A 20,452-nucleotide genomic window follows, 5' to 3' on the forward strand; every position below is an offset into this window, starting at 1 on the left:
CCAGAACGATGACCGATACCCCCATGACCACTCCCCCACTGACCGGCCTGCGCGTCCTCGACCTCGCCACCCTCTTCGCCGGCCCGCTCGCCGCCACCCTGCTCGGCGACTTCGGCGCCGAGGTGGTCAAGATCGAGCACCCGGCGAAACCCGACCCCTCGCGCGGCCACGGCCCGTCCAAGGACGGCGTGGGCCTGTGGTGGAAGCTGCTGGGCCGCAACAAGCGCACGATCACCCTGGATCTGTCCAAGCCCGGCGGCCGGGACACGCTCCTGCGCCTGGCCGCCACAGCCGACGTGATCATCGAGAACTTCCGCCCCGGCACCCTGGAGAAATGGGACCTCGGCTGGGACGAACTGTCCGCCGCCAACCCCCGGTTGATCCTCACGCGGGTCACCGGCTTCGGGCAGTTCGGCCCCTACGCGCACCGCCCCGGTTTCGGCACCCTCGCCGAGGCGCTGAGCGGGTTCGCCGCGATCACCGGCGAACCGGACGCGCCCCCGACGCTCCCGCCGTTCGGCCTCGCCGACTCGATCGCCGGCCTGGCGACGGCGTACGCCGTGATGACCGCGCTCACCGCCCGCGACCGCACCGGCGAGGGCCAGGTCGTCGACATGGCGATCATCGAGCCGATCCTCACCGTGCTGGGCCCGCAGCCCCTCTGGTACGACCAGCTCGGCCACGTCCAGCCCCGCACCGGCAACCGGTCCGTCAACAACGCCCCGCGCGGCACCTACCGCACCGCCGACGGCAGTTGGGTCGCCGTCTCGACCTCCGCCCAGTCGATCGCCGAGCGGGTGCTGCGCCTGGTGGGACGACCGGAGCTGATCGACGAACCGTGGTTCGCGACGGGCGAGGGGCGGGCCGGGCACGCCGACCTGCTCGACGAGGCCGTCGGCGGCTGGATCGCGGAGCGCCCCCGCGACGAGGTGCTCGCGGCCTTCGAGAAGGCGGAGGCCGCGGTCGCCCCGATCCAGGACGTACGGGACGTGATGACGGACCCGCAGTACGCGGCACTCGACACGATCACCACGATCGACGACCCCGAACTGGGCCCCCTGCGCATGCAGAACGTCCTCTTCCGCCTCTCCGCCACCCCCGGCGCGATCCGCTGGGCGGGCCGCCCGCACGGCGCGGACACCGACGAGGTCCTGACCGACCTGGGCCTGACCCCGGCCGAACTGACCGCCCTGCGCGCGGCGGGCGCCGTATGACCACGAGCCCGGTGAACACGACCCCGCTGACCTGGCTCTACGCCCCCGGCGACCGCCCGCACGTGGTGGCCAAGGCGCTCGCCTCCGGCGCCGACGTGATCGTGGTCGACCTGGAGGACGCGGTCGCCCCGGACCGCAAGGAGTACGCCCGCACCGCCACCGCCGAACTCCTCACCGAACCGCAGCCCGTCCCCGTCCACGTCCGCGTGAACGCCCTCGACGGCCCACTCGCGGCCCAGGACCTCGCGGCGCTGGGCGCACTTCCCGGCCTCTCCGGCCTGCGCCTCCCGAAGGTGACGTCCGCGGCGCAGGTGATCGGCATCGCGGAGGCCACGGCCCCCGCCGAGGGAGGCGCGCCCCCGCTCCACGCCCTCCTGGAATCGGCCCTCGGCATCGAACACGCCCACGCCATCGCCACCGCCCACCCCGCGCTGCGCGGTATCGCGCTGGGCGAGGCGGATCTACGGGCCGACCTGGGCGTACGCGAGGACGCGGGCCTCGACTGGTGCCGCTCCCGGGTCGTGGTGGCCGCACGGGCGGCAGCCCTGCCCCCGCCACCCCAGTCGGTCCACCTGGACGTCCGTGACCTGGCGGGCCTGGCCGCCTCCTGCGCACACGGCCGCGCCCTGGGTTTCCTGGGCCGGGCCGCCATCCATCCCCGTCAACTCCCGGTCATCGAACGGGCCTATCTGCCCACGGAACGGGAGATCGAGGAGGCGGAGACCATCGTGAAGGCCGCGATGACAGAACAGGGCGCTCAGGCGCTGCCGGACGGGAGGTTCATCGACGCGGCGGTGGTGACAGCGGCACACTGCACGCTGTCACTCGCCCGCCGCCGTTAGTGCCCGTGCCCCGAAAGGCACCGGCCCGTCAGCTCTTCTTGGCCGACTCGGCCCCGTCCTTGGCGTCTTCCTCGGATTCGGATTTCTCCGGCTCCTCGGCGGCTTTCTCCTTCGCCTCCGGGGAGTCGCCCTCATCAGCGGCGCCGGCCTTCTCGTCTCCGTCGGCCTTCTCGTCCCCGTCGGTCTCCTCGGCGGAGACACCCGGCTCGACGACCTCCTCGCGCCCGGGCCGCTTCTTCGCCGAGATCACGAAGTACGTGACCGCGAGCAGGAAGACGACCAGCGCGGTCCAGTCGTTCAGCCGCAGGCCCAGGATGTGGTGGGCGTCGTCGACACGCAGGTACTCGATCCACGCCCGGCCCACGCAGTACGAGGCGACGTACAGCGCGAACGCCCGCCCGTGTCCGAGCTTGAAGCGCCGGTCGGCCCAGATGACCAGGAAGGCGACGCCGACACACCACAGGGACTCGTAGAGGAAGGTCGGCTGGTAGGTGCCCGGCACCCGGCCGTCCGTCGAGGACGTGATCTTCACGGCCCAAGGCAGATCCGTCGCCTTGCCGTACAGCTCCTGGTTGAACCAGTTGCCCCAGCGGCCGATCGCCTGCGCGAGGGCGATGCCGGGTGCGAGGGCGTCGGCGTACGCGGGCAGCGGAATGCCCCGGCGCCGGCAGCCGATCCAGGCGCCCAGCGCGCCGAGGGCGATCGCGCCCCAGATTCCGAGGCCGCCCTCCCACACCTTGAAGGCGTCCACCCAGTCACGGCCCTCGCTGAAGTACAGCTCGTAGTCCGTGATCACGTGGTAGAGGCGACCGCCGACCAGGCCGAACGGCACGGCCCAGACCGCGATGTCGGCCACCGTGCCGGCCCGCCCGCCGCGGGCGATCCAGCGTTTGTTGCCGAGCCAGACCCCGACGAAGACGCCGATGATGATGCAGAACGCGTAGCCGCGCAGCGGAATGGGGCCGAGGTACAGCACCCCGCGCGACGGGCTGGGAATGAAGGCAAGTTCCATGGCAGGGTCGACGCTACCGTGCCGGACCGGGCGCACGACGGGCGGTCCGGCTACGGGTCCATAACAGGGTTGTGAGGATCCCTTACCCCTTGTTGGCCTCCTGCACCTGCTGCTTCAGCTTCGCCGGGGTCATCGACTGGTCCTGGTAGATGTTCTTGCCGTTCAGCAGGACGGTCGGCGTGCCGGTGAAACCGCCGCTCGAGAAGGCCTGCGCGGACTTCGCGACCCAGCTGTTGTGCGTGCCGTCCTCGACGCAGGTGCGGAACGTCGCCGTGTCGAGTCCCTCGACCTTGCCCGCCAGCTCGATCAGCTTGGTGTTCTTGGCGTAGGCGTCGTCGGTCTCCGCCGGCTGGTTCTCGTACAACGTGTCGTGGTAGTCGCGGTACTTTCCGGCGTCCTGGGCGCAGGCCGCCGCGTTGGCCGCGTTGCGCGAGCCGGTGCCGCCCAGGTTGCCGTCGATGATCGTGACCAGGTGGTACTCGACCCTCAACTCGCCGGAGTCCGTCAGCTCGTGGATCGTCGAGCGGTACGCCGACTCGAAGGCCTTGCAGGCGGGGCAGCGGAAGTCCTCCCACACCGTGAGCGTCGTCTTGGCGCCGTCCTTGCCGACCGGGATCGCGAGGCTGTCCTTGCCCTGCGCCCCGGAGGGGGCCACGACCGGGCCGGCGGACTTGCTGCCGTCGTCCTTGCCCGAGTTGGCGGCGACCACGCCGATCACCGCCGCCAGACCCAGGACGCAGACGACGCTCGCGCCCACGATCAGCGTCCGCCGTCGCCTCTCCCCGGCCTTCTGCTTCTCACGCTCGACCGCCAACCGCTCGCGAGCGGTGCGCTTTCCGTCACGGTTCTTCTCACTCACACCCCCAGAACGAACCGGGGAGGCGCAGCGCGCCTCCCCGGTCCCAGCTCCACCCGTTCGAGTGACTGCCTGTTCTGTTACGAGCGTTCAGGCGCGCGTGTCGACGCCCACACGCTGTCTACGCCTGTCCGCGCACGCCCTTCGCCAGTTCGCCGGCGAGCTCGCGGACCGCCTCGACCCCTGCCGCGTCGTCCGGCGCGTCCAGCATGCGCTTGACGAACGCGGAGCCGACGATCACGCCGTCGGCGAAGCCGGCCACCTCGGCGGCCTGCTTCGCGTCGGAGACGCCGAGCCCGACGCAGACGGGCAGGTCGGTGCCGGTGGCGCGGGTGCGCTCCACCAGGTCCTGGGCCTGCGCGCCCACGGAGGCGCGGGTGCCGGTGACGCCCATCAGCGAGGCGGCGTAGACGAAGCCGCTGCCCGCCGCGGTGATCCGGGCGAGCCGCTCGTCCTTGCTGCTGGGCGCGACCACGAAGACCGTGGCGAGCCCGTGCTTCTCGGCGTGCTCCCTCCACAGCCCCGCCTCCTGCACCGGCAGGTCGGGCAGGATGCAGCCCGCCCCGCCGGCCTCGGCGAGCTCGGCGGTGAAGCGCTCGACGCCGTAGCGGTCGATGGGGTTCCAGTACGTCATGACGAGGATCGGCTTCCCGGTGGCCTCGTGGGCCTCCTTGACCGTCCGCATCACGTGCGCGATCTTGACGCCGCCGCGCAGGGCGATGTCGTCGGCGGTCTGGATGACGGGGCCGTCGAGGACGGGGTCGCTGTGCGGCAGACCGACCTCGACGATGTCCGCCCCGCCATCCAGGGCGGCCTTGATCGCCTCGATGCCGCCGTCCACGGTCGGGAACCCGGCCGGGAGGTAGGCGATGAGCGCGGAGCGGCCCTCGGCCTTGGCGCCGGCGAGGGTGTCGCTCAACAGCCGGATGTTGCCGCTCACTTGGCGTCCCCCTCGATCTCGGCGGTGTCGGCGGCGTCGGCCGCGACCTCGGCGTCGGTGTCGTACAGGCCGAAGTAGCGCGCGGCCGTGTCCATGTCCTTGTCGCCGCGGCCGGACAGGTTGATGACGATCAGCCCGTCCTTGCCCAGCTCCCTGCCGACCTCCAGGGCGCCGGCCAGCGCGTGGGCGCTCTCGATGGCCGGGATGATGCCCTCGGTGCGGGACAGCAGGCGCAGGGCCTGCATCGCCGCGTCGTCGGTGACCGCGCGGTACTCGCCGCGGCCGCTGTCCTTGAGGTAGGAGTGCTCGGGGCCGATGCCCGGGTAGTCCAGACCGGCCGAGATGGAGTACGGCTCGGTGATCTGGCCCTCCTCGTCCTGGAGGACGTAGGAGCGGGAGCCGTGCAGGATGCCGGGCTCGCCCGCGGTGAGGGTCGCCGCGTGCTCGCCGGTCTCCACGCCGTGCCCTGCCGGCTCGCAGCCGATGAGGCGTACGTCCGTGTCCGGGATGAAGGCGTGGAACAGACCGATGGCGTTCGAACCTCCGCCGACACAGGCGATCGCCACGTCGGGAAGGCGCCCGGCGCGCTCCAGGATCTGACGGCGGGTCTCGACGCCGATGACGCGGTGGAAGTCGCGGACCATGGCCGGGAAGGGGTGCGGGCCCGCGACCGTACCGAACAGGTAGTGCGTGTGGTCGACGTTGGCGACCCAGTCGCGGAAGGCCTCGTTGATCGCGTCCTTGAGCGTGCGACTGCCGGACTTCACGGCGACGACCTCGGCGCCGAGCATGCGCATGCGCGCCACGTTCAGGGCCTGGCGCTCGGTGTCGATCTCGCCCATGTAGATGGTGCATTCGAGGCCGAACAGTGCGCACGCCGTCGCGGTCGCCACGCCGTGCTGCCCGGCGCCGGTCTCCGCGATGACTCGGGTCTTGCCCATGCGCTTGGTGAGCAGGGCCTGGCCGAGGACGTTGTTGATCTTGTGTGAGCCGGTGTGGTTGAGGTCCTCGCGCTTGAGGAACACGCGTGCGCCGCCGGCGTGTTCGGCGAACCTGGGGACCTCGGTCAGCGCGCTGGGCCTGCCGGTGTAGTTGACGAGGAGGTCGTCCAGTTCGCGGGCGAACTCCTCGTCGTGCTTGGCCTTTTCGTACTCGACGGCGACCTCGTCCACGGCGGCGACGAGGGCCTCCGGGATGAACTTGCCGCCGAATGCGCCGAAGTAGCCTTCGGCGCTGGGGATTTGACCCTCGGGGTCGGGGATGAAGAACTCGCTGGGCATGCGGATACCTCACGGTGAGTGCGGAAGAAGACACTGAGCGCCGTGGGGGCGGGGGTTGTTCAGATGGCTGCGGGCCTGATGCGGCTTGTCGCGCAGTTCCCCGCGCCCCTCAAGGGGCGCTGCCATCGGCGGCCGTTCACCTGCCCGGGTTCGTCTCCGATGACGTAACGGACCCTGCGGCCGTGCACCCGGCGGGCGGGCGCACGGCAACCCCGAGGACGGCAGCCGCGCGCGAGGCGGGCGTGCCGGTCCATGGGGGGCAGGGTGAGCGTCATCGGGGCAACTCTAACCGGAGATCAGCCGCGGCCGTGGCGGAGTGCGGGGTGTTCGCCTGCGGCTACCAGGTCGGCCACCGCCGTCTTGGGGTCGCGGCCCGTGACCAGGGACTCGCCCACCAGGACCGCGTCGGCGCCGGCGTTGGCGTAGGCGATGAGGTCGTGGGGGCCGCGGACGCCGGACTCGGCGATCTTGACGAGGTCGGCCGGGATCTCGGGCGCGATGCGCTCGAAGGTGCCGCGGTCGACCTCAAGGGTCTTCAGGTTGCGCGCGTTGACGCCGATGACCTTGGCGCCCGCGTCCACCGCCCGCTCGACCTCGTCCTCGTCGTGCACCTCGACGAGCGGGGTCAGGCCGATGGAGACGGCCCGCTCGATCAGCGACTCCAGGGCCGGCTGCTCCAGGGCGGCCACGATCAGCAGGGCGAGGTCGGCGCCGTACGCGCGGGCCTCCCACAGCTGGTACGACGTGACGATGAAGTCCTTGCGCAGGACCGGGATGTCCACCCGGGCGCGGACGGCCTCCAGGTCGGCCAGCGAGCCGCCGAAGCGGCGCTGCTCGGTCAGCACGGAGATGACGGCCGCGCCGCCCGCCTCATAGTCCGCCGCGAGTCCGGCCGGGTCGGCGATCGCGGCCAGCGCGCCCTTGGAGGGGCTGGAGCGCTTGACCTCACAGATGACCTTGACGCCGTCGCCCTTGAGCGCGGCCAGTCCGTCCTTGGCAGCGGGAGCCTTCGCCGCGCGCTCCTTGAGCTCGTCGAGGCTGACGCGCGCCTGCCGCTCCGCGAGGTCGGCACGGACTCCGTCGATGATCTCGTCGAGCACACTCACGCGAGCGGCCCCCTTCCAGACGGTTGACTGTTGAAGCGGTTGACCCTGGGATAAAACCGGTGGTCACGTCGATGATATCCGGAGGAGGGCGTAGGCCTCGCATCCGGTTGACGCCGGTCCCACTACCTGGACATTCACCAATTGATCAAGGGTGCAGCCAGCCACCGAGGGGCAGGTTCCGGACAACCGTGAAGACCAGCAGCAATGCCCCCAGGGACCACAGGTGCACCGGCCCGAGATCGATCCGCAGCGATCGTCCGCGCGCCGCGCGCACCACCCATACGGTCCACACCACGGCGAAGCCCAGATAGGCGACCACGGCCAGGGCGTTGTCCTGGAGCGCTCCCAGGAAGTCCCCGTGCGCGAAGGCGTGGGCGCTGCGCAGACCGCCGCAGCCGGGACAGTAGATGCCGGTGAGGCTGTAGAGCGGGCAGGCCGGGTAGTGACCGGGCTCGTTCGGGTCCACCGCGCCCACGTAGGCGAAGGCCCCGACGACCGCCGCGAGGATCCCCGCGGGGACCGCGATCCGGCCGAGTGCCGACCCGGTGTCGGACGGCGTCACCCTCTGGCTGTCGGCATTCACGTCTCGCATTCTGCCCCCTGCGCACGAATGAGGGGCGACCCGATACCGGATCGCCCCTCACGAAAACCCTGCGCGCGTCAGCTCTTGACGCTCACCGGCTGGCTCTTCGCCGCGGCGGCCCGCGCCTCCGCGTGCGGGTCCTCCTTCGACTGGCCGAGGCCCATCGCGCGCATGATCACGCCGACGACACCGCCGAGGACCACGACGACCATGCCGGCCCAGAAGCCCGCGGGCTGAGCCATCACCATGAAGGCACCCGAAACGCAGAAACCGATGAAGGCGATCGTGACACCGGTCCAGGCGGCCGGGGTGTGACCGTGGCTGCTGCCCGCCATGACTTGCTCCTCGTTGCTGTGTGTACGTCGTGTACGTCTCCGAGCCGAACGCTCAGATTCCATTCTTCCGCATGCGCGGTCACAAGCTATCCGCGGGTCACGTATGGCACCCCGAAAGGGGCGCGGGGAACCGCGCGACCAGCCACAGCGAACCGGCACTCGCGCACCCGGCGCCGGTCGGCCCCCACAGAGCGGCTACGCCCCGGTGGGATCCTCGCCCCGATCCAACGCCTTCCAGATCTCCTCCGGCCGATCCGGATCAACCGGCGCCTTACGGCGAACCCTCGGGGCTCCGTTTCGCTCGTAACGGCCAGACATCGCAGGCCACAACCGCCCGTACCGGATGGCAAGCAAACCGGCCAGCAGAATCAACGCACCGCCAACAGCCGCAACGTACGGCCAGGCGGTATGCGAAAGGGCGTCGACAGTCGCCGAAGTATCACCGGCGGCCTTCGCCGCCTGCTCGTCCAACGCCGAACTGTCGGACACGCCGAGCAGCGCGGCGGCAACCGTGCCGGCGCCCGAGAGCGCGAGCAGCACGGAGACCAGCAGCCGGCCGGACTTGCGGACGGCGAAGACGGCGACGAGCGCGGCGAGACCCACTATCGCCAGCGCGGCAGGAACGCCGGTGACGTCGCTGCCCTTCGCGGTGAGCGGAAACGCGCCGCCGGCCACCGTCGCGGTGCCCTCCGACCAGCGCTGTCGGGTCGACAACAACGCCACGGCCGCGCCGAGCGCGCCGGACGTCAGGGCCACGGCAAGACTCCGGCGGCCGGCCGCGGCGGGGCCTGAGGCTTCGGAACGGGGGTGCGGAACAGCAGTCACGTACCCCACTATCGCCTGAACCCCGGGCGAACCGTCACCCGGGGCTCACGTGATACGCGCCCCACTGCCCGGAAAGGGCCCGGTTTGCCGCCTTAACTGCCCAGCCGGTTCGCCGTGTGGACGGCGCGCAGGACCGCCGCCGCCTTGTTGCGGCACTCCTCGTCCTCGGCGACCGGGTCGGAGTCGGCGACGATGCCGGCGCCCGCCTGGACGTACGCCGTGCCGTCGCGGAGCAGGGCCGTGCGGATGGCGATGGCGGTGTCGGAGTCGCCCGCGAAGTCGAGGTAGCCGACGCAGCCGCCGTACAACCCCCGCCTGGACGGCTCCAGTTCGTCGATGATCTGCATCGCCCGGGGCTTGGGCGCACCGGAGAGGGTGCCGGCCGGGAAGCAGGCCGTCAGGACGTCGTAGGCGGTGCGGCCCGCGGCGACCCGGCCGGTCACCGTGGAGACGATGTGCATCACGTGCGAGTACCGCTCGATGGACATGAAGTCGACGACCTCGACCGAGCCCGGCTCGCAGACCCGCCCCAGGTCGTTGCGGCCCAGGTCGACCAGCATGAGGTGCTCGGCGCGCTCCTTGGGGTCGGCGAGCAGCTCGTCGGCGAGCGCCTGGTCCTCCTGCGGGGTGGCCCCTCGCGGGCGGGTGCCGGCGATGGGGTGGACCATGGCCCGCCCGTCCTCGACCTTCACCAGCGCCTCCGGGCTGGAGCCGACCACGTCGAAGCCCTCGAAGCGGAACAGGTACATGTACGGCGACGGATTGGTCGCCCGCAGGACCCGGTAGACGTCCAACGCGCTTGCCGTGCACGGCGTTTCGAAGCGCTGGGAGGGGACGACCTGGAAGGCCTCACCGGCCCGGATGCGCTCCTTGACGTCCTCGACGGCGGCCCGGAAGTCGGGGCCGCCCCAGAGCGCGGTGTACTCGGGCAGTTCGGACGGCGGCAGTGTCGCCGGCGGCTGGGCGACCGCGCGGGAGAGGTCCGCCTCCATGGCGTCGAGGCGGGCGACCGCGTCCGCGTGGGCCTCGTCGACGCCCGTGTCGAGGTCGTTGTGGTTGATCGCGTTGGCGATCAGCAGGACCGAGCCCTCCCAGTGGTCCATGACGGCGAGGTCGCTGGTCAGGAGCATGGTCAGCTCGGGGAGCTTGAGGTCGTCCCGCTCGCCGGGGCCGATCTTCTCCAGGCGGCGCACGATGTCGTAGCCCAGATAGCCGACCATGCCGCCGGTGAAGGGCGGCAGGCCGTCCTGGTTCGGGGTGTGCAGGGCCTCGATGGTGGCGCGCAGGGCGGCCAGCGGGTCGCCGTCCACGGGGACGCCGACGGGCGGGGTGCCCAGCCAGTGCGCCTGTCCGTCGCGGACGGTGAGGGTGGCGGCGCTGCGGACGCCCACGAAGGAGTACCGAGACCATCGAAAAGCTGTGCGGCCGTTCTCCGCGGACTCCAGCAGGAAGGTGCCGGGGCGCTCGGCGGCGAGCTTGCGGTAGAGCGCGACCGGGGTGTCGCCGTCGGCGAGGAGCTTGCGGGTGACCGGGATGACCCGACGGTCGGTGGCCAGCTTGCGGAAGGTCTCGAGGTCCATGGCGGCTGACCCTACTGATCCGTGGCGGCGACGCTGGAGTCGGCGCCGTCCTTGAGGAGCACGTCCGCGTCGAAGCAGGTGCGCGCGCCGGTGTGGCAGGCGGCACCGACCTGGTCGACCTTCACGAGGACCGTGTCGGCGTCGCAGTCCAGGGCGACGGACCTGACGTGCTGGAAGTGCCCCGAGGTGTCGCCCTTCACCCAGTACTCCCGGCGGCTGCGCGACCAGTACGTGCAGCGGCCGGTGGTCAGGGTGCGGTGCAGCGCCTCGTCGTCCATCCAGCCCAGCATCAGCACCTCTCCGGTGTCGTACTGCTGGGCGATGGCGGGCACGAGCCCGTCGGGGCTGCGCTTGAGGCGGGCGGCGATCTCGGGGTCGAGACCGCTGGACTGGGGCGAGCTGGTCATGGGTGCCATTGTGCCGCGCGGCACTGACAGTCCCGGCCGGGCGTCCACTGTGCGGACCCTCCGCGCGGTCGTAGGCTGACGGTATGTCGACCTTCGCCAAGCGTGAACGACTTCTCCTCGCCGATCTCCTGGAAACCGCGGGCCCGGACGCCCCCACCCTCTGCGAGGGCTGGCAGACCCGGGACCTCGCCGCGCACGTGGTGGTGCGCGAGCGCCGCGCCGATGCCGCCGGCGGCATCATGATCAAGCAGCTCGCGCCCCGTCTGGAGCGGGTGATGACCGAGTTCGCGGCGAAGCCGTACGAGGAGCTGATCCAGCTGATCCGTACGGGCCCGCCGCGCTTCTCGCCGTTCCAGCTCAAGCAGCTCGACGAGGCGTCCAACACGGTCGAGTTCTACGTCCATACGGAGGACGTCCGGCGGGCGCAGAAGGGGTGGACGCCACGCGAACTGGACCCGGTGTTCCAGGACGCCCTGTGGTCCCGCCTGGAGCGCATGGCCCGGCTGATGGGCCGCGGCGCGCCAACCGGCCTGGTGCTGCGCCGTCCCGACGGCCAGACCGCGGTCGCCCACAAGGGCGCACCGGTCGTGACGGTGACGGGTGAGCCCTCGGAGCTGCTGCTGTTCGTCCACGGCCGGCAGAGCGTGGCCAAGGTGGAGCTGGACGGCGACGAGAACGCGATCGCCAAGCTCCAGGAGGCCAAGCAGCTCGGCATCTGAGGCATCCGGAAGGGCGCTCCCGCGAAGGGCACTCCTGGGCTTCCCAGCCCCCTAGCGAACGGGATGCCCCGCTTCCCTGAGCGCCCGCTTCACTTCGCCGATCCGCAGATCCCCGAAGTGGAAGACGGACGCGGCGAGCACGGCGTCCGCGCCCGCGCCGATGGCCGGCGGGAAGTCGGTGAGCCGGCCCGCGCCGCCGGAGGCGATCAGCGGGACGGTCACGTGCTTGCGGACGGCCTCGATCATCTCGATGTCGTAGCCGTCCTTGGTGCCGTCGGCGTCCATCGAGTTGAGCAGGATCTCGCCCGCGCCCAGCTCGGCGGCCCGGTGCGCCCACTCGACCGCGTCGATGCCGGTGCCCTCGCGGCCGCCGTGCGTGGTGACCTCGAAGGACCCGCTCTCGGTGCGCCGCGCGTCCACGGAAAGCACCAGCACCTGGCTGCCGAAGCGCTCGGCGATCTCCTTGATCAGCTCGGGGCGGGCGATCGCCGCCGTGTTGACGCCCACCTTGTCGGCGCCGGCCCGCAGCAGCTTGTCCACGTCCTCGGCGGTGCGGACACCGCCGCCGACCGTGAGCGGGATGAACACCTGCTCGGCGGTGCGGCGCACCACGTCGTACGTCGTCTCGCGGTTGCCCGAGGACGCGGTGATGTCCAGGAACGTCAGCTCGTCGGCGCCCTCGGCGTCGTACACCTTGGCCATCTCGACGGGGTCGCCCGCGTCGCGCAGGTTCTGGAAGTTGACGCCCTTGACGACCCGGCCGTTGTCGACGTCCAGGCAGGGGATGACTCGTACGGCGAGAGTCATGCGGAGGCCTCTCCTCGGTACGCCTCCACCTCGACCTCGACGACCAGGCTGGGGTCCACGAAGCCGGAGACGATGATCATGGACGCGGCGGGTCGGATGGTGTCGAACAGCTCCTTGTGCGCGCGGCCGACGTCGTCCACGTCCCGGGCGTGCGTGATGCACATGCGCGTGCGCACCACGTCGTCCGGGCCCAGACCCAGCTGTTCAAGCGCCGCGAACGCGACGTTGAACGCGTTGATCGTCTGCTCGTAGGGGCCGCCCCCGGCGATCTCGCCGTCCACTATCGACGTGCAGCCGGAGACCAGCACCAGACCGTTCGGCAGCTCCACCGCGCGGGAGTAGCCGAAGGCCTCCTCCCAGGGTGCGCCGGTCGCGACGCGTCGTACGTCGGTCACTTGGCTACCGCCTCCAAAGCCTCTTCCAGGGTGAACGCCTTCGCGTACAGGGCCTTCCCGACGATGGAGCCCTCGACACCGAGGGGTACCAGCTCGGAGATGGCACGGAGGTCGTCGAGCGACGACACGCCGCCGGAGGCCACCACCGGGCGGTCGGTTGCCGCGCAGACGTTGCGCAGCAGCTCCAGGTTCGGGCCCTGGAGGGTGCCGTCCTTGGCGATGTCGGTGACGACGTACCGCGCGCAGCCCTCCTTGTTCAGGCGCCCCAGCGTCTCGTAGAGGTCGCCGCCGTCCCGGGTCCAGCCGCGACCGCGCAGGGTCGTCCCGCGTACGTCGAGACCGACCGCGATCCGGTCGCCGTGCTCGGCGATGACCTTGGCGACCCACTCCGGGGTCTCCAGGGCAGCCGTGCCGAGGTTCACCCGGGTGCAGCCGGTGGCGAGGGCGGCGGCGAGGGTGTCGTCGTCGCGGATGCCGCCGGACAGCTCCACCTTGATGTCCATGGCGCCGGTGACCTCGGCGATCAGCGCGCGGTTGTCGCCGGTGCCGAACGCGGCGTCCAGGTCGACCAGGTGCAGCCACTCGGCGCCCGACCGCTGCCAGGCGAGGGCGGCCTCCAGCGGGGAGCCGTACGAGGTCTCCGTGCCGGACTCGCCGTGCACGAGGCGGACGGCCTGGCCGTCACGGACGTCGACGGCAGGGAGGAGTTCGAGCTTGGCCATGGTCTAGAGGGTTCCGATCCAGTTGGTGAGCAGCTGTGCTCCGGCGTCGCCGGACTTCTCGGGGTGGAACTGGGTGGCCCACAGGGCGCCGTTCTCCACGGCGGCCACGAAGGGCTTGCCGTGCGTGGACCAGGCCACCTTGGGTGCGCGCAGCAGGCCGTTGTGGATTTCGAGGGACCAGTCGTGGACGGCGTAGGAGTGCACGAAGTAGAAGCGCGCGTCCGTGTCCAGGCCGGCGAAGAGCTGGGAGTCGGCCGGTGCCTCGACGGTGTTCCAGCCCATGTGGGGCACGATGTCGGCCTGCAGCGGCCCGACCGTGCCGGGCCACTCGTCGAGACCCTCGGTCTCCACGCCGTGCTCGATGCCCCGCGCGAACAGGATCTGCATGCCGACGCAGATACCCATCACCGGGCGCCCGCCGGCCAGCCGACGGCCGACGATCCAGTCACCGCGCGCGTCCTTGAGACCCCGCATGCAGGCGGCGAAGGCGCCGACGCCCGGCACCAGCAGGCCGTCCGCGTTCATGGCCTTGTCGAAGTCGCCCGTTATCTCGACCTCGGCGCCCACGCGCGCGAGGGCACGTTCCGCGGAACGGACGTTGCCGAAGCCGTAGTCGAAGACGACGACCTTCTTGGGCGCGCTCAATTCCACACCTCCAGCCGGACGACACCCGCCACCAGGCACATCGCGGCGGCGATCGACAGCAGCACGATCAGGCTCTTGGGCATCTCCTGCTTGACGAAGGAGATGATGCCGCCGACCAGGAAGAGGCCGACGACGATCAGGATGGTCGACAGGCCGGTCACAGCGCGCCCTTCGTGGAGGGGAGGATGCCGGCCGCGCGCGGGTCGCGCTCGGAGGCGTAGCGCAGGGCCCGGGCCAGCGCCTTGAACTGGCACTCCACGATGTGGTGCGCGTTGCGCCCGTACGGCACGTGCACGTGCAGCGCGATCTGGGCCTGGGCGACGAAGGACTCCAGGATGTGCCGGGTCATCGTGGTGTCGTACTCGCCGATCATCGGCGCCATGTTCTCGGGCTCGGTGTGCACGAGGTACGGCCGGCCACTCAGGTCCACCGTCACCTCGGCGAGCGACTCGTCCAGCGGGACCGTGCAGTTGCCGAAGCGGTAGATGCCGACCTTGTCGCCGAGCGCCTGCTTGAAGGCGGCGCCGAGCGCGAGGGCGGTGTCCTCGATGGTGTGGTGCGAGTCGATGTGCAGGTCGCCCTCGGTCTTCACGGTGAGGTCGAACAGACCGTGCCGGCCGAGCTGGTCGAGCATGTGGTCGTAGAAGCCGACCCCTGTCGACACGTCGACCTTGCCGGCGCCGTCGAGATCGATCTCGACGACGACCGACGTCTCCTTGGTCACCCGCTCCACACGTCCTACGCGGTTCATGCGCTCTGCTCCTTCGGGGGTGTGGGGGTGTCCCCCACGAAGCCCAGTAGTTCACGGACCGCGTCGAGGAACGCGTCGTTCTCCTTCGGGGTTCCGGCGCTGACCCGCAGCCACCCCGGGATGCCGTTGTCCCGGACCAGGACGCCCCGGTCGAGGATCTTCTGCCACGCGGCGTGCGAGCCGCCCTCGCCCTCGAACCGCCCGAACTGCACGAAGTTGGCGTCGGACTCGACGACTTCGTAGCCGATGGCCCGCAACTCGCCCACCAGCCGGTCCCGTTCGCCCTTCAGCTGCTCCACGTACCCGAGCAGCGTGTCGGTGTGCTCCAGGGCGGCCAGCGCGGTCGCCTGGGTGACGGCCGACAGGTGGTAGGGCAGCCGTACGAGCTGCACGGCGTCCACGACCGCCGGGTGCGCGGCGAGATAGCCGAGCCGCAGGCCCGCCGCCCCGAATGCCTTCGACATCGTCCGCGAAACGACGAGATTCGGCCGACCTTCGAGCAGCGGCAGCAGCGAGTCGCCGTGGCTGAACTCGATGTACGCCTCGTCGACGATCACCATGGACGGCTTGGCGGTCTGCGCGGCCTCGTACAGCGCGAGGACCGTCTCGGGCGGAACCGCGTTGCCCGTGGGGTTGTTGGGGGTCGTGATGAACACGACGTCGGGCTTGTTCTCGGCGATCCACCGCTGGGCGGCGGCGAGATCGATCGTGAAGTCCTCGTGGCGCGGGCCGGAGATCCAACCGGTCCCCGTGCCGCGCGCGATGAGCGCGTGCATCGAGTACGACGGCTCGAAGCCGATCGCCGTGCGGCCGGGCCCGCCAAAGGTCTGGAGCAGTTGCTGGATGACCTCGTTGGAGCCGTTGGCCGCCCACACGTTCTCGACGCCGACGCGGTGATTGCCGGTCTTCGTCAGGTACTTGGCCAGCTCGGTGCGCAGCTCGACCACGTCCCGGTCGGGGTAGCGGTTGAGATTGCGGGCGGCCTCGCGGACGCGCTCGGCGATGCGCTCGACCAGGGCCTCGGGCAGCGGGTAGGGGTTCTCGTTCGTGTTCAGCCGTACGGGGACGTCGAGTTGAGGCGCTCCGTAGGGGGACTTGCCGCGGAGCTCGTCCCGTACGGGCAGATCGTCGATGCCGGTCACTTGCTCTCGGGAACCTTCCATCCGAACCTCGCCTTGACCGCCGCGCCGTGCGCGGGCAGGTCCTCCGCCTCCGCCAGCGTGACCACGTGCTGCGCCACGTCCGCCAGCGCGTCCTTCGTGTAGTCGACGATGTGGATGCCGCGGAGGAAGGACTGGACGGACAGGCCGGAGGAGTGGCAGGCGCAGCCGCCGGTGGGCAGGACGTGGTTGGAGCCGGCCGCGTAGTCCCCGAGGGAGACCGGCGCCCAGGGGCCGACGAAGATCGCGCCCGCGTTGCGCACCCGGCCGGCGACCGCGGCCGCGTCGGCCGTCTGGATCTCCAGGTGCTCGGCGCCGTACGCGTCGACCACCCGCAGGCCCTCGTCGATGCCGTCGACGAGGACGATCGCGGACTGCCGGCCCCGCAGCGCGGGGACGATCCGGTCCTCGATGTGCTTGGTGGCCGCGACCTGCGGCTCCAGCTCCTTCTCGACCGCGTCCGCGAGCGTGACGGAGTCGGTGACCAGGACGGCGGCGGCCAGCGGGTCGTGCTCGGCCTGGCTGATCAGGTCGGAGGCGACGTGCGCCGGGTCGGCGGTGTCGTCGGCGAGGACCGCGATCTCGGTGGGACCGGCCTCGGTGTCGATGCCGATCTTGCCCGCGAAGTAACGCTTGGCCGCGGCGACCCAGATGTTGCCGGGCCCCATGACCATGTTCGTGGGGGCACAGGACTCGGTGCCGTACGCGAACATCGCGACGGCGGTCGCGCCACCGGCCGCGTACACCTCGTCGACGCCGAGCAGCGCGCAGGCCGCGAGGATCGTCGGGTGCGGCAGACCGTCGAAATCGGCCTGCGCCGGGGAGGCGAGAGCGATCGACCGGACGCCCGCCTCCTGCGCGGGGACCACGTTCATGACCACGGTCGAGGGGTACACGGACCGGCCGCCGGGCGCGTACAGCCCGACCCGGTCGACCGGCACCCACTTCTCGGTGACGGAACCGCCCGGCACGACCTGGGTCGTGTGCGTCGTACGGCGCTGCTCGCGGTGGACGAGACGGGCGCGCCGGATGGACTCCTCCAGGGCCGCGCGCACGGCCGGATCGAGCTGCTCCAGAGCCTCGCGCAGCGCCTGCGCCGGGACCCGGACCGACTCCAGGCGCACCCCGTCGAACTTCTCGGCGAAGTCGATCAGCGCCGCGTCGCCCCGATGATGCACGGCCTCGCAGATCGGACGCACCTTCTCCAGGGCGGCCGAGACGTCGAAGTCGGCTCGGGGCAGCAGGTCGCGCAGGGCGGGCCCTTCGGGAAGGGCGTCACCGCGCAGATCGATTCGAGAGATCACAGGGGCAATTCTCGCAGACCGGGATCGGGCCCTGTCCGCGCGTATCAATGGCTGATACAGAACGTGGCCGGAACCCGGAAGATCCTCTTCACGTCTAGTGTTCCGGGCGTTACCCAGCGGGCATCACCAGGTGTGCGAGACCCGTCGGTGGGCGGGGAGGAAGGAAACGCAGTGACTGAGGGTGCCGGCATCCGCGCGGGGGATCTGCCGGACGATCTGAGCGCCGCCGAGGCCGGCATGTGGCAGGCCTTCCGCAACGGCAGCGTGTACGACCTGAGCGGCGGGGACACCGTCGTCGACGATCCGCACGGCGGACATCCGTGGGGCCCCGAGCGCACGGTACGCGCGCGGATCGTGTGCTGGCTGCTGCTGGACGGCCCGCCCGCGCTCTCCGGCCGGGTGGCGTCGCTGAAGCTCCGCGGGGTGCAGATCAGCGGGGTCCTGGACCTCGCGGGCGGCACGGTGACGCCGTACGTCGAACTGCGCGGCTGCCGTTTCGAGCGGGAGGTGCTGCTGCCCGAGGCGCGGTTCCAGACCATGCGGATGGTGGACTGCTCGGTGCCCCGCCTGGAGGCGGCCCGGGTGCACACGGAGGGCGATCTGCACTTCCCCCGCTGCCGGTTCCACAACGGCGTACGGCTGACCGACGCGCACATCGGCACCGATCTGCTGCTCAACCAGGCGATCGTCTACCGCGACCGCAGCGGGCGTTCGATCGCCGCCGACGGTATGACCGTGGGCCAGGACCTGCAGGCCGAGCTCCTGGAGTCGCACGGCGAGCTGAGCCTGCGCAGCGCCAAGGTCGGCGTCTCGCTGAGCCTGCGCGGGGCGCGGCTGGCCAACCCGTACACGCGGCTCGCGCTGAACGCGCCCCAGCTGACCGTCGGGCGGACCCTGTACATGACCCCTGCGGGCGTCGGCAGCCCGCTGCTGAGCGGTTCGACGCCCGCGCGCGGGACGCGGATCCAGCGGTTCGAGTGCCAGGGCGGGGTGCGCCTGGACGACGGACGGTTCGGGGACTCGGTCGACCTGGAGCGGGCCCGGTTCACCTTCACCGACGACCAGGAACTGTCGCTGCGCCGGGTGCAGACGCCCGAACTGCGCTTCCTGGGCGAGAAGCCGCAGCGCGGCAAGGTCGTCCTCTCGGGCGCGAAGGTGATCAACCTGGTCGACCGGGCGAGCGCCTGGTCGGAACCCGGCAACCTGCACATGGGCGGCTTCTCGTACGAGAACCTGGTGCCGACGGGCCCGTTCCCGCTGGCCGAGCGGCTGGACTGGGTGGCCGCGGCGACCGCCGAGTACAACCCGGAGCCGTACGAGCGGCTCGCGTCCGTGCTGCGGGCCGGCGGCGAGGACGAGGACGCGCGCGAGGTGCTGCTCGCCAAGCAGCGCCGGCGCCGCGAGACGCTGCCGCCGGCGGCCAAGCTCTGGGGGTATGTGCAGGACTGGGCGGTGGCCTACGGGTACCGGCCGGGGCGGGCCGCGGTGTGGATGGCGGTGCTGTGGGCGGCGGGCTCGGTGGCGTTCGCGCACGCGAGCCATCCGCCGGTGCAGACCGGGGGGCATCCGCCGTGGAACCCGGCCCTGTTCGCCCTCGACCTGTTGCTCCCGGTGATCGATCTGGGCCAGGTCGGCGTCTGGCAGCTGCGGGGCGGCTGGCAGTGGCTGTCGGCGACGATGATCATACTTGGCTGGATCCTGGCGACGACGGTGGCGGCGGGGGCGACGCGGCTGCTGCGGCGGAGCTAGCGCGCAAGGGGTGCACACGGGATGCGCACCGAAGGCACACGACCTCCGGAACTCGCGCGTGCCCCGACCGAACGGTTGTTGAACAGTCATCACCTTTTACCTCCCCTTGACCTACGCGCGTACAACTTTCCATGAGTTGACCGTTCCATCTGGCGCCGGGCTGACCTGCGGTCCTTCAATGGTCGACACCATGGCTCTGCTGCACCCCTTCAGCCGCGCGGCCCGTACACCCCGGGCCGAGCCGCGCCTCTCCACCGGCTTCCCGGCCGACGACGAGGTGCTGCTCGACGTGCCCGACGACGGCCTCGGCGCCGCGCTGGTCGCGGCGGCCCGCGGCGAGCACCGGCCGGCCGCCGACCTGCTCGCGGCCACCCGCCGGGGCGCCGACTGGGAGGGCCGCGACCGCTGCGTACGCCGTCTCGCGGCCTTCGCGTGCTCACGCGCGGAGTGGTTCGAGCAGTGGTACGCGGCTGCCCCGAACGACCCCGACGCGCGCGTGGTCGCGGCCCAGCTCGCGGTAGACCGGGCCTGGCCCTCGCCGGCCCGCTCGGAGCTGCTGCGCGAGGTGAGCCCGCTGATCACGGCCGCGGCGCGCGGCGACGACCGCGACCCGGTGCCGTGGCGGATCGCGCTGGACCACGCGCGCGGGGCGAACGCCGGGCACAAGTACTTCGAGGAGCTGTGGGAGGCCGCGGTCCGCCGCGCCCCGCACCACTACGGCTGCCATGTGGCCGCCCTGGACTACCTCGCCGCCTTCTGGCACGGCTCGCACCGCGAGTGCCTGGACTTCGCCGACCGGGCCGCGCAGGACGCCCCCGAGGACTCGCTGGTCCAGGGGCTGCCGGCCCGCGCGGCCCTGGCCTATCTCACCGACGACTGCGGCCCCGAGGTGCCCCGGCACCGGCTGGACGCGGCGGCCGACCGGGCGATCGCGCTCTCCGCCCGCTTCCCCGCGGCCCGCCCCTGGCCGGCCGAGCTGCGCAACAAATTGATGTACGTCCTCGTCCGTCTGGAGCGCTGGGACGACGCCTACGCGCAGCTGCGGCTGATCGGCCCGTACGCCACGTCCTTCCCGTGGGAGCGGCAGTCGGACGACCCGCTGGCGCTGTTCCTCAAGACCCGTGACGACATCCGGTCAGCGGTGGTTTCGTCCCTGCCCCGGCATCCACGGAGTGAGCGTGGCGGACGCGCCCGCTCCGGAGACCATTAGGCTTCTGCGC

Annotated in this window: 24 protein-coding genes; 5 read left to right on the top strand and 19 right to left on the bottom strand. The window is 71.4% G+C overall.

Annotation, left to right across the window (positions count from 1 at the left end; translation table 11 throughout):
- The first annotated feature begins 8 nt into the window (after positions 1–8).
- Positions 9–1,214 (top strand): CaiB/BaiF CoA transferase family protein, encoded by a 1,206-nt coding sequence (locus M2283_RS18155; protein WP_280877302.1) that lies wholly within the window; start codon positions 9–11, stop codon positions 1,212–1,214.
- A gap of 11 nt (positions 1,215–1,225) precedes the next feature.
- Positions 1,226–2,056, top strand: a complete 831-nt coding sequence (locus M2283_RS18160; RefSeq protein WP_280877639.1) for an HpcH/HpaI aldolase/citrate lyase family protein — start codon at positions 1,226–1,228, stop codon at positions 2,054–2,056.
- A gap of 28 nt (positions 2,057–2,084) precedes the next feature.
- Here the strand turns inward: M2283_RS18160 and lgt are convergent, their stop codons facing one another.
- The 11 genes from lgt to hisI all read right to left on the bottom strand — a co-directional run bounded on the left by lgt (position 2,085) and on the right by hisI (position 10,980).
- Positions 2,085–3,068: a prolipoprotein diacylglyceryl transferase gene (lgt, locus tag M2283_RS18165; RefSeq protein ID WP_280877303.1), complete on the bottom strand. Its 984-nt coding sequence runs from the start codon at positions 3,066–3,068 to the stop codon at positions 2,085–2,087.
- A gap of 82 nt (positions 3,069–3,150) precedes the next feature.
- Entirely contained in the window at positions 3,151–3,927 is a 777-nt protein-coding gene (locus M2283_RS18170; protein WP_280877304.1) for a DsbA family protein, read from the bottom strand.
- A 118-nt stretch (positions 3,928–4,045) separates the two neighbouring features.
- On the bottom strand, positions 4,046–4,864 hold the full coding sequence (gene trpA, locus M2283_RS18175) for a tryptophan synthase subunit alpha (RefSeq protein WP_280877305.1): 819 nt from the start codon (positions 4,862–4,864) through the stop codon (positions 4,046–4,048).
- Positions 4,861–6,144, bottom strand: a complete 1,284-nt coding sequence (gene trpB / locus M2283_RS18180) for a tryptophan synthase subunit beta (RefSeq protein WP_280877306.1) — start codon at positions 6,142–6,144, stop codon at positions 4,861–4,863. The genes trpA and trpB overlap by 4 nt, the downstream gene beginning before the upstream one ends.
- Before the next feature lie 59 nt (positions 6,145–6,203).
- Entirely contained in the window at positions 6,204–6,419 is a 216-nt protein-coding gene (trpM, locus tag M2283_RS51935) for a tryptophan biosynthesis modulator TrpM (RefSeq protein ID WP_432423093.1), read from the bottom strand.
- A gap of 21 nt (positions 6,420–6,440) precedes the next feature.
- Positions 6,441–7,250, bottom strand: coding sequence for an indole-3-glycerol phosphate synthase TrpC (gene trpC, locus M2283_RS18185; RefSeq protein ID WP_280877307.1), 810 nt, complete (start codon positions 7,248–7,250; stop codon positions 6,441–6,443).
- Positions 7,251–7,395: 145 nt separating this feature from the next.
- Entirely contained in the window at positions 7,396–7,842 is a 447-nt protein-coding gene (locus M2283_RS18190) for a DUF2752 domain-containing protein (RefSeq protein ID WP_280877308.1), read from the bottom strand.
- Between the two features lie 68 nt (positions 7,843–7,910).
- On the bottom strand, positions 7,911–8,168 hold the full coding sequence (locus M2283_RS18195) for an HGxxPAAW family protein (protein ID WP_280877309.1): 258 nt from the start codon (positions 8,166–8,168) through the stop codon (positions 7,911–7,913).
- Positions 8,169–8,363: 195 nt separating this feature from the next.
- A complete protein-coding gene (locus tag M2283_RS18200; RefSeq protein ID WP_280877310.1) occupies positions 8,364–9,002 on the bottom strand; it encodes a TIGR02234 family membrane protein in 639 nt (212 codons plus the stop codon).
- Positions 9,003–9,085: 83 nt separating this feature from the next.
- Positions 9,086–10,573: an anthranilate synthase component I gene (locus M2283_RS18205; protein WP_280877311.1), complete on the bottom strand. Its 1,488-nt coding sequence runs from the start codon at positions 10,571–10,573 to the stop codon at positions 9,086–9,088.
- An 11-nt stretch (positions 10,574–10,584) separates the two neighbouring features.
- Positions 10,585–10,980 carry a phosphoribosyl-AMP cyclohydrolase gene (gene hisI / locus M2283_RS18210; RefSeq protein WP_280877312.1) on the bottom strand — a complete coding sequence of 132 codons (396 nt, stop codon included), beginning with the start codon at positions 10,978–10,980 and terminating at the stop codon, positions 10,585–10,587.
- A gap of 83 nt (positions 10,981–11,063) precedes the next feature.
- On the opposite strand from hisI, the gene M2283_RS18215 reads away from it, so the two are divergent.
- Positions 11,064–11,699 carry a TIGR03085 family metal-binding protein gene (locus M2283_RS18215; protein WP_280877313.1) on the top strand — a complete coding sequence of 212 codons (636 nt, stop codon included), beginning with the start codon at positions 11,064–11,066 and terminating at the stop codon, positions 11,697–11,699.
- A 51-nt stretch (positions 11,700–11,750) separates the two neighbouring features.
- Here the strand turns inward: M2283_RS18215 and hisF are convergent, their stop codons facing one another.
- From hisF to hisD, 8 genes are read right to left on the bottom strand one after another with little or no spacing between them, the layout of a single operon-like run.
- On the bottom strand, positions 11,751–12,506 hold the full coding sequence (gene hisF, locus M2283_RS18220; protein ID WP_280877314.1) for an imidazole glycerol phosphate synthase subunit HisF: 756 nt from the start codon (positions 12,504–12,506) through the stop codon (positions 11,751–11,753).
- Positions 12,503–12,901 carry a RidA family protein gene (locus tag M2283_RS18225; RefSeq protein ID WP_280877315.1) on the bottom strand — a complete coding sequence of 133 codons (399 nt, stop codon included), beginning with the start codon at positions 12,899–12,901 and terminating at the stop codon, positions 12,503–12,505. Before M2283_RS18225 ends, hisF begins: the two co-directional genes overlap by 4 nt.
- The gene (priA, locus tag M2283_RS18230) at positions 12,898–13,623 is read right to left on the bottom strand and encodes a bifunctional 1-(5-phosphoribosyl)-5-((5-phosphoribosylamino)methylideneamino)imidazole-4-carboxamide isomerase/phosphoribosylanthranilate isomerase PriA (RefSeq protein ID WP_280877316.1); all 726 of its coding nucleotides are present in this window, start codon (positions 13,621–13,623) and stop codon (positions 12,898–12,900) included. Before priA ends, M2283_RS18225 begins: the two co-directional genes overlap by 4 nt.
- Positions 13,624–13,626: 3 nt before the next feature.
- Positions 13,627–14,274 (bottom strand): imidazole glycerol phosphate synthase subunit HisH, encoded by a 648-nt coding sequence (gene hisH / locus M2283_RS18235; protein ID WP_280877317.1) that lies wholly within the window; start codon positions 14,272–14,274, stop codon positions 13,627–13,629.
- Positions 14,265–14,429, bottom strand: a complete 165-nt coding sequence (locus M2283_RS18240) for a hypothetical protein (RefSeq protein ID WP_280877318.1) — start codon at positions 14,427–14,429, stop codon at positions 14,265–14,267. The genes hisH and M2283_RS18240 overlap by 10 nt, the downstream gene beginning before the upstream one ends.
- Positions 14,426–15,019 (bottom strand): imidazoleglycerol-phosphate dehydratase HisB, encoded by a 594-nt coding sequence (hisB, locus tag M2283_RS18245; protein WP_280877319.1) that lies wholly within the window; start codon positions 15,017–15,019, stop codon positions 14,426–14,428. Before hisB ends, M2283_RS18240 begins: the two co-directional genes overlap by 4 nt.
- A complete protein-coding gene (locus M2283_RS18250) occupies positions 15,016–16,161 on the bottom strand; it encodes a histidinol-phosphate transaminase (RefSeq protein WP_280877320.1) in 1,146 nt (381 codons plus the stop codon). The genes hisB and M2283_RS18250 overlap by 4 nt, the downstream gene beginning before the upstream one ends.
- Positions 16,158–17,483, bottom strand: a complete 1,326-nt coding sequence (gene hisD / locus M2283_RS18255; RefSeq protein WP_280877321.1) for a histidinol dehydrogenase — start codon at positions 17,481–17,483, stop codon at positions 16,158–16,160. The genes M2283_RS18250 and hisD overlap by 4 nt, the downstream gene beginning before the upstream one ends.
- A 171-nt stretch (positions 17,484–17,654) precedes the next feature.
- Between hisD and M2283_RS18260 the strand changes: the two genes are divergently transcribed.
- Together M2283_RS18260 and M2283_RS18265 are read left to right on the top strand one after the other, a co-directional pair.
- Complete coding sequence (locus tag M2283_RS18260) at positions 17,655–19,232, top strand: oxidoreductase (protein WP_280877322.1); 1,578 nt, start codon at positions 17,655–17,657, stop codon at positions 19,230–19,232.
- 178 nt (positions 19,233–19,410) lie between these two features.
- Complete coding sequence (locus M2283_RS18265) at positions 19,411–20,442, top strand: hypothetical protein (protein ID WP_280877323.1); 1,032 nt, start codon at positions 19,411–19,413, stop codon at positions 20,440–20,442.
- The last annotated feature ends 10 nt before the right edge of the window (positions 20,443–20,452 follow it).

Origin of the sequence: Streptomyces pseudovenezuelae, assembly GCF_029892565.1 — a bacterium.
Taxonomy (GTDB): Bacteria; Actinomycetota; Actinomycetes; order Streptomycetales; family Streptomycetaceae; genus Streptomyces; species Streptomyces pseudovenezuelae_A.